This window comes from Streptomyces sp. NPDC101225 (assembly GCF_044767585.1).
Taxonomy (GTDB): Bacteria; Actinomycetota; Actinomycetes; order Streptomycetales; family Streptomycetaceae; genus Streptomyces.
This window is the reverse complement of record NZ_JBIWOE010000004.1, coordinates 65,072-76,874: the sequence shown is the minus strand read 5'-3', so window position 1 is coordinate 76,874 and position 11,803 is coordinate 65,072. Positions and strand designations below refer to the sequence as shown.

The 11,803-nt window shown below is 74.3% G+C and carries 9 protein-coding genes; 4 read left to right on the top strand and 5 right to left on the bottom strand.

Annotated elements, in window-relative coordinates:
• Window positions 1–7: 7 nt before the first annotated feature.
• Both ACIRPX_RS07160 and ACIRPX_RS07155 read right to left on the bottom strand, forming a co-directional pair.
• A complete protein-coding gene (locus tag ACIRPX_RS07160) occupies window positions 8–1,639 on the bottom strand; it encodes a hypothetical protein (RefSeq protein WP_404189465.1) in 1,632 nt (543 codons plus the stop codon).
• 167 nt (window positions 1,640–1,806) lie between these two features.
• A complete protein-coding gene (locus ACIRPX_RS07155) occupies window positions 1,807–3,192 on the bottom strand; it encodes a transcriptional regulator (protein ID WP_404189462.1) in 1,386 nt (461 codons plus the stop codon).
• 265 nt (window positions 3,193–3,457) lie between these two features.
• Between ACIRPX_RS07155 and ACIRPX_RS07150 the strand changes: the two genes are divergently transcribed.
• From ACIRPX_RS07150 to ACIRPX_RS07140, 3 genes are read left to right on the top strand one after another with little or no spacing between them, the layout of a single operon-like run.
• Window positions 3,458–4,111: a bifunctional DNA primase/polymerase gene (locus ACIRPX_RS07150; RefSeq protein ID WP_404189459.1), complete on the top strand. Its 654-nt coding sequence runs from the start codon at window positions 3,458–3,460 to the stop codon at window positions 4,109–4,111.
• Between the two features lie 37 nt (window positions 4,112–4,148).
• A complete protein-coding gene (locus ACIRPX_RS07145) occupies window positions 4,149–4,940 on the top strand; it encodes an ABC transporter ATP-binding protein (protein ID WP_404189457.1) in 792 nt (263 codons plus the stop codon).
• Window positions 4,937–6,538, top strand: a complete 1,602-nt coding sequence (locus ACIRPX_RS07140; RefSeq protein ID WP_404189454.1) for a transporter — start codon at window positions 4,937–4,939, stop codon at window positions 6,536–6,538. Before ACIRPX_RS07145 ends, ACIRPX_RS07140 begins: the two co-directional genes overlap by 4 nt.
• A 162-nt stretch (window positions 6,539–6,700) precedes the next feature.
• Here the strand turns inward: ACIRPX_RS07140 and ACIRPX_RS07135 are convergent, their stop codons facing one another.
• The gene (locus ACIRPX_RS07135; RefSeq protein WP_404189451.1) at window positions 6,701–7,576 is read right to left on the bottom strand and encodes an alpha/beta fold hydrolase; all 876 of its coding nucleotides are present in this window, start codon (window positions 7,574–7,576) and stop codon (window positions 6,701–6,703) included.
• Window positions 7,577–8,170: 594 nt separating this feature from the next.
• Complete coding sequence (locus tag ACIRPX_RS07130; RefSeq protein ID WP_384251682.1) at window positions 8,171–8,863, bottom strand: metal-dependent transcriptional regulator; 693 nt, start codon at window positions 8,861–8,863, stop codon at window positions 8,171–8,173.
• 227 nt (window positions 8,864–9,090) lie between these two features.
• Here ACIRPX_RS07130 and ACIRPX_RS07125 point away from each other — a divergent pair, with 227 nt between their 5' ends.
• Window positions 9,091–9,846 (top strand): SIS domain-containing protein, encoded by a 756-nt coding sequence (locus ACIRPX_RS07125; protein ID WP_404189448.1) that lies wholly within the window; start codon window positions 9,091–9,093, stop codon window positions 9,844–9,846.
• A 2-nt stretch (window positions 9,847–9,848) separates the two neighbouring features.
• Here ACIRPX_RS07125 and ACIRPX_RS07120 read toward each other — a convergent pair whose 3' ends face one another.
• Complete coding sequence (locus ACIRPX_RS07120) at window positions 9,849–11,264, bottom strand: PAS domain-containing protein (RefSeq protein WP_404189445.1); 1,416 nt, start codon at window positions 11,262–11,264, stop codon at window positions 9,849–9,851.
• Window positions 11,265–11,803: the final 539 nt, after the last annotated feature.

Sequence of the window (11,803 nt, the reverse complement as noted above, 5' to 3'; positions counted from 1 at the left end):
CCGCCGGTCAGAGCTGGGTCGGCTGGCGCTGGGTGAGTCCGTACTTCTCGGCGATGGTGTTCCACATCCCGGCCGCCTGCGCCTTCTGCTGACTCGCGGTGCCGCTCGCGCGGTTGCCGGCCTGGGTCTGGCCGGTCGAGCGGGCCTGGCCCTTCTTGCAGCCCTTCTTGCCGCCCACCTGGTCGGCCCAGGCCGCGTAGTGGTTGTCGGCGGCGGCGGACGCCTGCCACGCCTTGGTGAGCGCGGTGGTCAGCGCCGTGTGGTTCGCGAGCTTGTCGACGGACAGCCCGGACAGCCGGGTGACCAGCTGGTTGCGCTGCTTGGCCGCGGACCGCAGGTCCGAGGCCGCCTGGCCCAGGTTCCTGCACCCCTTGACGTCGGCCACCGCGCGGATCACCGAGGCCCGGCTGGTGCCGCTGTCGGCCAGCAGCTTGTCCAGGGCGACGGCCTGCTGCTTCGCCGGGTCCGCGGCGGCCGACGCGGAGCCTTCCGTCGCCGGGGCCGTGGCGGAGACCGGCTGGTTCTTGTCCTTGCCGTCGCCGCCCCCGCCGCCGAGCAGCGCACCGGCGCCCACCCCGAGGACAACGATGCCCACGCCGACGGCCGCGATGAGCGGCACCCGCGACGAACCGCTCCGGCCGCCGCGCCGGCCCCGGCCCTCGTCGCCGGGCGGGGCCGGCGGGATGTACGCGGGCTGCTGGGGACGGCCGTAGGCGGGCTGCTGGGGCTCCTCGAAGCGCGGCATCTGCTGGGTGGACGCGGCCGGGCTCTCGCCGCCCGGCCCGCTGCGGAAGAGGTTGTCGAACTCGGCGGGCGGCTGCCGGTCCTCACCCTGCGCCATGCCGTACGGCGCCGCGCCGGGCTGGTCGGTCACCGGGGCGATGTACTGCGTGGCCTCGGCGTCGGGTCCGGACGCGGGCGGCATCGGCCCGGCACCGGGCTGCTGCGGGTGCCCCGGGAACTGCGTCTGCCCGGAGGCCGCGGGTGCGCCGCCCGCCTCGGGCGGCAGCGGTCCCGGCCCGACGGGGGGTATGTACTGCGTCGCCCCTTCGTCGGCCGGCGCGGGCACCGGCGGGATGAACTGCGTGGCGCCCTCGTCGGCGGCGGGCGGCAGCGGGCCGCCGTACGCCCCGGCCGCGGGCGTGCCGTAGGCGCCCTGGTCGGCGGGCGGCGCGCTCGCCGCGCCGTGGGCGGCGTACCCGTCGGCGGCCGGCCGGGGCGCGGAGTGGCGGCCGCCCTGCCGGGGCGGCGGGAGGGCCGCGCCGGGGGCGCCGTAGGACACGCCCTCCGCCACCGGGTCCGGTGCGCCCCACCGGTCCGCCGTCGGCTGGTGCTGGTCGGGCGTGCTCCACGTCTGGGTCTGCGGCTCTCCCCAGCCCTCACCCGGCGCCGGGTTCTGCTGCTCACCGGGACCCCAGGGCGTGCCCCAGGCCTGTCCGCCGGTCGGGGCCGCGGCCTGCGGGCCGCCGTACGAGCCGGTGGCGTCGTGCGGGCCGCCGTGGCGGGCGTGGTACGGGCCTGCCGCGGCCGGTGCGTCCAGCATGCCCGGCAGCAGCGGTTCGCCCCCGTCCGAGGGCAGCACGATGCCTTCGCGCGCTTCGCGCTGCGAGGGCTCCTCGCCCTGTCCACTCTGCGTCACCGGGACTCCTACGAATGGGGGACTTTCGGAATCGTCGGCTCACGCTACCGGGTCCCCCGAGCCGGGTGCCACGCAGCTCTGGGCCCAACCTCCTTCCCTGTGACAGCCGTAACAGAACCGGGCCGCAGAGCGCTGCATTTGTCCGTTTTCTGCGGCTCGCGCGGCGCTCAGGCCGCCGCCTGCACGTCCATGCGCGCCCCGAACTCCCTTACCACCGGCTCGTCCTGGTACGGCTCCAGCCGCTGCTGGAAGTCCTCCAGGTACTCGGCGCCCCGGTTGGAGCGGAGGGTCTCCAGGAGCTCCACGGCCTTCAGCCCGGTGGTGCAGGCCTGCTCGACCTCGCGCTGCTGCACCAGCGCCGTGGCCAGCAGGACGTAGCCGATGGCCCGCCTGCGCGCCTTCGTCTCGGGGAGCCGGTCCAGCGCCTCCCGTGCCTGCCGCGCCGCCGCGTCGGCCTGTCCGAGGTCCCGGTGGCAGTGCGCCAACTCGTCGGCGAGGTAGGCCTCGTCGAAGTGCGTGATCCACGCCGGGTCGTCCCCCGCCGCCGTGTCGGCGGCCTCAAGTGCCGTGACCGCCCGGCCCGATGCCGCCGCGGTCGCGCGCGCGTCACCCATCAGCGCGTGCCCGCGGGCCTCCGCCGCATGGAACATCGCCTCCGCGCGCGGGGTCACGCGCCCCCGCGCCCCCTCCTGCGCCGCCCGCGCCAACTGCGCGATCTCACGCGGGTTTCCGAGCTGTGCGGCCAGGTGGCTCATGGAGGCGGCCAGCACGTACCCGCCGTATCCGCGGTCGCCCGCGGCCTGGGCCAGACGCAGGGCCTGGATGTAGTAGCGCTGGGCGAGACCGGGCTGGCCGGTGTCGACGGCCATGTAGCCCGCGAGCTCGGTCAGCCGGGCCACCGCGGCGAACAGGTCGCGCCCGACCGCCTCCCGGTACGACCCCGCCAGCAGCCCCGAGACGACGCTGTTGAGGTAGTGCACGACGACCGGGCGCACATGCCCGCTGCCGTACTGGTGGTCCAGGTCGGTGAGCGCCTGCGTCATCGCGCGCACGGCGGCCACGTCGGACTGACCCACCCGGGGCCCGGCCGCGCGCGAGACCTGCGAGTCGGGCGCGGAGATCAGCCAGTCACGGCTGGGCTCGACGAGCGCGGAGGCGGCGACGGACGAGCCGGACAGGAAGTCCCGGCGCCCCACGTCGCTGCGCCACAGCTCGCAGACCTGCTCGATGGCTCCCAGCACCGTCGGCGAGAACTGCAGGCCGACGCCCGAGGCGAGGTTCTTGCCGTTGGCCATGCCGATCTCGTCGATCGTGACCGTGCGGCCCAGCTTGCGGCCCAGCGCCTCCGCGATGATCGCCGGGGCGCGTCCGCGCGGCTGCTGGCCCCGCAGCCAGCGGGCCACGGACGTCTTGTCGTAGCGCAGGTCGAGTCCGTGCTCGGCGCCGCACATGTTGACCCGGCGGGCGAGCCCGGCGTTCGAGCACCCCGCCTCCTGGATGAGCGCCTGCAGCCGTTCGTTCGGCTGTCGCGCGACGAGAGGCCTTGCGGCCATGGCGTACCCCCTGGGAACAACCCCTGAAGCGAAAAGATCCGGCCGTGAAGATCAATGCCCCGGTGCCGTACGTAAAATGCGAGGCTTGCGCGGATTGTCGGGGTAAAGGCTGATGCCGACCCCGCATGTGGCTACCCGGATCACGCGGAGGTTCCTCCCGCGCGCCCCCACACATGCATCCATGCGCCCCAGCCGTGGATTCGATGCTCCTCCCCCGCGCGCGATACGGCCGTAACCCGAGGTGGGTGCGGGAGTTGAGTTCATCGTGGAAGAGACGATCGCGGGAACCGAAGCCGCCCAGATTCCGAAGCAGCGCGGGGATTCGCTGCTGGAGACCGCCGTACGCTACGCCGAGGAGCGCCACTGGGACGTCTTTCCCGGCACCTGGCTGGAGGCCGTCGACGGGGTGCAGCACTGCTCCTGCTCCGTCCCCGCGTGCGCCGCACCCGGGGCGCATCCCGCGCGCGAGGACTGGGCGACGCTGGCCACGGGCAGCGCGACCGTCGCCCGCCGGATGTGGCAGAAGCAGCCGACGGCGTCGATCCTGCTGCCGACGGGCCGTACGTTCGACGCGATCGAGGTGGCGGAGAGCGCGGGCTTCCTGGCCCTCGCACGCATGGAGCGCATGGAACTGACGCTCGGCCCCGTGACGGTGACCCCGAACCGGCGCATGCACTTCTTCGTCCTGCCCGGCGCGGCCGTGAAGGTGCCGGACCTGGTGCGCAAGCTGGGCTGGTCGCCGGCGTCGCTGGACCTGGTCGCGCTCGGCGAAGGGGCTTACGTGGCCGGGCCGCCCACCCGCTTCGGCTCGCGCGGTGCGGTGCAGTGGGCCTGCCGCCCGACCCCCGCCAACCGCTGGCTGCCCGACGCCGAGGAACTGATCTCCCCCCTCGCCTACGCCTGCGGACGCGACCGCTGATCCACCCGCCCGCGGACGAACCCCTAGGGTTTCGTGCATGACAGAGGGAAAAGAGGTCACTGCCGCCGCCGTGCGCGTGCGAGGTCTCTGGAAGCGGTTCGGGCAGCAGGTCGCCGTCGCGGGGATCGATCTCGACCTGCCGGCGGGGAAGTTCATCGGACTGGTCGGGCCCAACGGCGCCGGGAAGACCACCACTCTCTCCATGGTGACGGGGCTGCTGCGGCCCGATCAGGGAAGCGTCGAGGTCGTCGGGCACGACGTGTGGCGGGACCCCGCGGCGGTGAAGGCGCGGATCGGGGTGCTGCCGGAGGGACTGCGCCTCTTCGAGCGGCTCTCCGGGCGTGAACTCCTCGGCTACAGCGGGCGGTTGCGCGGGCTGCCCGGCGCCGAGGTCGACAAGCGCGCCACCCAGCTGCTCGACGTGCTCGACCTGGCCGGCGCCCAGCACAAGCTCGTCGTCGACTACTCGACGGGCATGCGCAAGAAGATCGGCCTCGCGGCCGCGCTCCTCCACAATCCCGAAGTGCTCTTCCTGGACGAGCCGTTCGAGGGCGTCGACCCGGTGTCCGCCCAGATCATCCGCGGGGTGCTGGAGCGGTACACCGCCTCGGGCGCCACCGTCGTCTTCTCCTCGCACGTCATGGAGCTCGTGGAGTCGCTGTGCGACTGGGTGGCCGTCATGGCCGCCGGCCGCATCCGCGCCCACGGCACCCTCGCCGAGGTGCGCGGGGAGGCGGCCTCGCTGCAGCAGGCGTTCCTCGAACTCGTCGGCGCGGGCGGCCGCGACACCGCCTCCGACCTCGACTGGCTGGGCGGCGGGGCCCGATGACGACCGAAGCGAACATCACCCCCGTCGTCGTACGGCTGAAGCTGTCGCTGCTGCGCAACGGCCTCAGGCAGTCCGGCGGGCGGCGGGCCGCCTACATCGTGTCGGCCGTGGTCGTGGTGCTCTTCGGGGCGCTGCAGCTGCTCGGCCTGATCGCGCTGCGCGGCAACGCGCACGCCCTGTCCGTGGCCGCCCTGCTGGTGGCCGTCCTGGCACTGGGCTGGGCCGTGATGCCGCTGTTCTTCCCCGGCGGCGACGAGACCCTCGACCCGACCCGGCTGGTGATGCTGCCGCTGCGGCCCCGGCCGCTGGTGCGGGCGCTGCTCGCCGCCTCTCTGGTGGGTGTCGGGCCGCTGTTCACCGTGCTTCTGCTGACCGGTTCGGTGGTCGCGGTCGCGCACGGCGGTGCGGCCTACGCCGTCGGTGTCGTGGCCGTCGCCCTCGCGCTGCTGGTGTGCGTGGCACTCGCGCGTGCCGTCGCCGCCGCCAACATCCGCCTGCTGACCAGCCGCAAGGGCCGGGATCTGGCGGTGCTGAGCGGCCTGGTCATCGCGATCGGGGCGCAGCTGGTCAACTTCGGCGCCCAGCACCTGGGGTCGTCCGGCCTCTCCCAGCTCGACCCGGTGGCCGACGTACTGGCCTGGGTGCCGCCCGCGTCGGCGATCGGCGCGGTCCGGTCGGTGAGCGAGGGTGCCTACGGGGCCGCGCTCGCCCAGCTGGCGTTGAGCGCCGCCGCGTTGTTCGCGCTGATCGCCGTGTGGTCGCGCCACCTGACGATGTTGATGACCTCCCCCGACGGCTCGACGCTCCAGGCCGCCACCGACCGGCCCGCAAGCCGTGAGCGCTCCGCCGGCGGCCTCGCCCGGCTGCTGCCGGCCGGCCGCACCGGCACGGTCATGGAGCGCAGCCTGCGCTACGTGTGGCGCGACCCCAAGACCAAGGCCGCCTGGGTGACCTCCCTGGCCATCGGCCTCATCGTGCCGGTGTTCAACGCGCTCCAGGGCACCGGCTCGATCTACTTCGCCTGCTTCGCGGCCGGCATGCTCGGCATCCAGATGTACAACCAGTTCGGGCAGGACACGTCGGCCTTCTGGATGGTCGCCACGACGATCTCCTCCCCGCACGACGCCTACGTCGAGCTGCGCGGGCGGGCGCTGGCCCTGCTGGTGATCACCCTGCCGTACGCCACCCTCGTCACGGTGCTGACCACCGCGATGCTCGGCGACTGGCCCCGTCTGCCCGAGGTGCTCGGCCTGTCCTTCGCCCTGCTCGGCGCGATGCTCGCGACCGGCGCCTGGACCTCCGCCCGCTTCCCCTACTCCATCCCGCAGGAGGGCTACAAGAACGTCGCCCCCGGCCAGACCGGCCTCGCCTGGATCTCCATCTTCGGCGGCATGATCTCCGCGGCCCTGCTGTGCTCCCCCGTCATCGTCGCGGCGATCTGGGTCAACGTCGCGAAGAACGGCGACCAGTGGGGCTGGCTCCTCCTCCCCCTCGGCACGGCCTACGGCGCCGGCCTCACCTGGTCCGGCCTCCGCCTCGCCGCCCCCCGCACGGCGGCCCGCCTGCCGGAGATCCTGACGGCGGTGAGCAAGGGCTGAGGGGCGGCCGCACCCCTCCTCGGGGGGCGCGTGCGCGGCGGCGCCTTCGGACGTGCCGGGAGCCGCGACGTCGTGGGGGCGCGGGGACCTGCGCGAGCGACCACGACGCACCCGCAGCCGCCGCAACACCAGGCGCCCCCGCCCGGCAAGGCGCCCCCGGCCCTAAAGGCCCCGCACCGCGTCGAGAAACGGCTCAATCGCAGCCCGCCATCCCTCCGGCTGGTCGTAGTGCACCAGGTGCCCCGCCTCGGCCACCTCCGCGTACTCCCCGCGCGGCAGCACCCGCACCATCTCCTGGGCCTCGGCCCGTCCCAGTTCCCCGTCCAGCCCCCGCACGACCAGCGCCGCGCACCGCACCTGCGCCAGCTCCTCCCAGTGCGCGTCGTACACCCAGGTCTCCCGCGACTTCAGCATCTGGTCGGGCACGAACACCGGCCGCCAGCCGTCGGCGGACTCGTGCATCACCTCGGCGTAGAACTCGCCCCGCGCGGCGTTCGGCCGCTCCACCCACGGGTCGTCCTCACCGAACCACTTGCGTACGTCGGCCAGGGTGGCGAACGGCACCGGCCACGCCTCGAACCACGCCGACCACTCCCGCTGCGAGGCCGCGCCCAGCGCCGACGCCCGCATGTCGCAGATGATCACGCCCCGCACCAGGTCGGGACGGGCCGCGGCCAGCTGCCAGGCGGTCAGGGCGCCCATGGCATGGCCGATGAGGACGGCCGGGGCGAGGCCGAGCTGCTCCAGGGCGGCCTCGGCGTCCTGGACGTAGGCCTCGCGCGTGAAGGCGGCCCGCGGGGGCTTGTCGCTCTGGCCGTGACCGCGCTGGTCGAGCGCGACCGCGCGGTGCCGCTCGGAGAGCCAGCGGGCGGTGGAGGCCCAGTGCGAGGCGCGGCCCATCAGGCCGTGCAACAACAGCACGCCCGGGGTCTTCTCGCTCGTCGCGCCGTCCGCCGGGTCGGTCTTGGGCGGGTCGCCGAACTCCCAGGCCGCGAGGCGTACCCCGCCCGCGCCGGTCACGTCGATGCGTCGCGCCATGGTTCTGGTACCCCCCTGGCTCCGTGAACCGCGTCCTGCCGTTGCCTGCGGAGACCGGTCGCCGCGCGCCACTCCCCAGCGCCCGTCCCGCGTGACCGTCAACCGCAGGCTATCGAAAATCTATTCGAAAATGCTGTATCTGCGAGCAACACCCCTCGTACGAGTGACCTCGCCGACGGCATGATCGCCGCCGCCGAGGGGAGATCTTCTGCGGGGAGCGGACCGCTCGGGGAAACCGGTCCGTGGGGATGACCCTGGGAGCTCGGGGCTCCGGGTCAGCACAGGGGAGGACAGGCCCCGGCGCCGTACGGCGCCGGGGCCCTCCACACGTCTGCGGCACATCCTCCCGCCCCCTCAGGTCATATGCCTCACGCGACAGCCTCGCACGCGAAACGTCCGGGCGCTTGCGATTTCGGCCACCCGGCCGCGGCCCCGAAGTGGTGAGCAGAACGCCCGCACGGCTCCTCAAATTCCGCTGCCACCACGGAAGTTGAAGGTTCTCCGAGGTCCGGGGCGCGCGGCCGGAGCGGGCCGCGGTCCTCCGCTCCCCCGCCGTGCGTCCTGCCGCCGTCCGCCGTCCCGCCGCCTGCCGGGTCAGCGCTTGGCGACGAACACGTGGGAGGCGACGTCCGACTCCAGCTCGGCCGCCTCGCCGCCGCTGCCCACCAGCACGCCGCCCGCCGACTCCGTCACGCTGACCACCGAACCGGGCTGCACGCCCGCCCGCCGCAGCGTGTACATCAGCTGCGCGTCGGTCTGGATCGGCTCGCCGATCCGGCGCACCACGACCGTCTTGCCGTCGGAGCCCGGGTCGAGGTCCGCGAGCGAGACCATGCCCTCGTCCAGGAAGGGGTTGGCGCCGTCCTTCTCGCCCAGCTCCTCCAGGCCCGGGATCGGGTTGCCGTACGGCGACTCGGTCGGGTGGCGCAGCAGCTCCAGCACGCGCCGCTCCACGGCCTCGCTCATCACGTGCTCCCAGCGGCACGCCTCGGCGTGCACCTGCTCCCACTCCAGTCCGATCACGTCGACCAGCAGACACTCGGCGAGGCGGTGCTTGCGCATCACGCGCGTGGCGAGGCGGCGGCCCTCGTCCGTGAGCTCCAGGTGACGATCGGTGGCGACGGACACCAGGCCGTCACGCTCCATCCGCGCCACCGTCTGGCTGACGGTCGGACCGCTCTGGTCCAGGCGCTCGGCGATCCGGGCCCGCATGGGCACCACACCTTCCTCCTCCAGCTCGAGGATGGTGCGGAGATACATCTCCGTGGTGTCGATCAGTCCGGACATACATGCCCCTCGGTGAGATCTGCCGGAAGCGACGACGGCTTCCCGGCGCGTGCGCTGGCCCTGGATCCAATTCTGACGCATACCACTGACAAGCGTGCCGTGCCGCGGGAACGAGGGGCGTGCGCCCCCTGTGCCACGGGGCCGCCACCGCCGTATTGACACGGCACTGGTCCAGACCGCACGGTGATCCGCGACACAGACACCCCCGCCGTACCGGAAGGGCCCGCATGAGCGACGGCAAACCGGCCGACCAGTTCTTCGACGCCGCGATCGATCTCCTGCGCCGGGTCCGGGACGAGGAGGCGCAGTCCATCACGGCGGCCGGCACGCTGCTCGCCGACACCGTCACGGCGGGCGGACGGCTCTTCGCCTTCGGCGCCGGGCACTCCTCGCTCGCCGCGCAGGACGTCGTCTACCGCGCGGGCGGCCTGGCCCTGATGAACCTGCTCTCCGTGCCGGGCGTCGTCGGCGTCGACGTCCGGCCGGCCACACTCGGCTCCGCCCTGGAGCGCGTGGACGGCCTCGCGAGCGTGGTCCTCGACTGCTCCCCGCTGCGCGCGGGCGACGCCCTGGTGATCATCTCCCTCTCGGGCCGCAACGCGCTTCCCGTGGAGATGGCCATGAAGGCACGCGAGCTGGGCGTGCAGGTCATCGGCGTGACCTCGGTGGCGTACGCGGCGCGAACCCGCTCCCGGCACGCCTCGGGCACCTATCTGCGCGACCACTGCGACGTCGTGCTGGACTCGAAGATCGCCATCGGCGACGCCACCCTCACCCTGGACACCGTCCCGGCCCCCTTCGCCCCGGCGTCCACCGTCGTCACCAGCGCGATCCTCCAGTCGGTCATGGCCACCGCGGCCGGCGCCCTCGCCGACCGCGGCATCGAGCCCCCGCTCCTGCGCTCGGGCAACGTGGACGGCGGCCACGAGTGGAACGCCCGGGTGATGAAGGAGTACGGGGACCGGATCTTCTACCAGCAGTAGGGTCACCCGGCCTGGCCGTCGCGCCCCACGGCCCCCGCCAGATCGAGCGCCGCCGCGATCCGCACGGCCACGTCCTCCGCGTAGACCGCGTCGGACCGCTCGAAGGAACTCCGCCCGCCCCCGCGCAGAAACGTCACGACACCGAGCGTCCGCCCGCGGCTGCGCAGCACCGCGCACAAGGTGTGCACCGTGTCCGCGGGCCACTGCCGCGCCAGTGCCCACTCCCGCGCCTGCTCGGCCGGCACCGCGCCCACGGTCGCCCGCACCGACGCCGTCCGCTCCACGCACTGCAGCGCCGGATGCCCCTGCGCGTACCGCACCGGCAGGCCCGCCCGCCCGGTGAGCAGGCTCGGCCCCGGCGCCCCGGACGGCGTCGCGGCGACCCGCACCAGCCGTACGGGACCGTCCTCCCCGTCGGCCAGGGCACCACCCGCGACCCGGTCGATCAGGGCGTGATCGGCGAACCCGGCGAGCGCGAAGTCCAGATGGATCGTCGCCGCCTCCCCCGGGTCCTCGCTCTCCGCGGCGGCCCGCGCCGCCCGGTGCAGCTGATTCGCACGGAACCGCAGCTGCGCCGCCTCCTGCTCGCCCTGCTTGCCCGCGGTCACGTCCACGAAGAGCCAGGCGACACCCAGCGGCACCGGCTCCTCCGCCAGCGGCGAGGCCAGCCGGACGAAGCCGCAGCGCCAGCACCGCCGCTGCTCGCCCTCCGCCGTGCGCACGCTCACCCAGATCTCGGCCGGCGCGGGCGGCGCACCCTCGGCGAGCACATGTGTGAGCGCGCTCTCCAGCTCCTCCACGCCCTGGGCCAGCAGCTCGCCCAGGGGGCGGCCCAGCGCGGACGTACGCCCTATGCCGAGCGCACGCGCGGCGTGCGCGTTCACCACGGCCGGCCGCAGGTCGGCGTCGACCAGCACCACACCCCAGCTCGCGTCCTCGAACAGCGCCTCGCTCAGGGCGATCGACCGCTCCAGGTCGATCTGCGCGTGCACCTCGCTGAAGGCGCAGTACACGCCCGCGGGCTTGCCGTCGGGCCCGCGCACCGCGGCGGACTGCGTGCGCACCAGCACCCGTCCGCCGTCCTTCGTCAGCAGCGCGAACTCGTGCACCTGCCGCCCGGGAGCCTCCATGGCGGACATCAGCCGCCCCTCGACCTCCTGGGCGTCCGCCTCCCGCACCGCCCATCCGGCGAACCCGTGCCGGCCGACCGCCTCGGCGGCCGTCCAGCCGAGAATCCGCTCGGCCTCGCGGTTCCAGTGGGTCACGACGCCGCCGGCGTCGAAGGCGCACAGCGCCGCGTCCATCCCGTCGAGCAGCGCGGCCAGCAGGTCGGAGCCGTCAGGGCCCGCGGGCCCCACCGGCTCGGGCTCGTCGGGCCCCAGCTCGTCGGTGGTCCCACTACGCCGGGAAGCACTCACCTGGACCCCCTGCCAAGCTGCGTCCGCACCTACAGCGCGTCGGTTCGCTCACTTGCAATCATCCAACCTGAACGTGACACAGCACACACCGAGTTCCCCAAGATTGAAGGAATCGTTGCCACGCGGGCCACTCCTATGATCCGGCGTCCGTCGGCCGAAGACCAATCCAGGGATGTCACGATCACCCCTGCCCAGGTATGCGGGCGGCACGCGTGCGATGCGCGGGATCTTCGCCGGAGGCGTCGGGGTGGTGCCGCCGGAGCGGGGCTCCGGGCGGCCGGGGGGGGTGGGGTGCCGCGGCGCCGGCGTGCGCACCGGGTTCCCGACCGCGGCTGGTCGCGGAGGCGGGGGGGGGGGGGGCCCCCCCGGCCCGCCCCCCCCCCCCCCCCCCAACGGGGAGGAGTCGCGCGGGGGGGGGTGCGGGGGGGGGGGGGGGGGGGGGGGGGGGGGGGGGGGGGGGGGGCGGGGGGGGGGGGGGGCCCCGGGGGGCCCCGCGGGGGGGGGGGGGGGGGGGGGGGGGGGGGGGCCCCGGGGGGCGC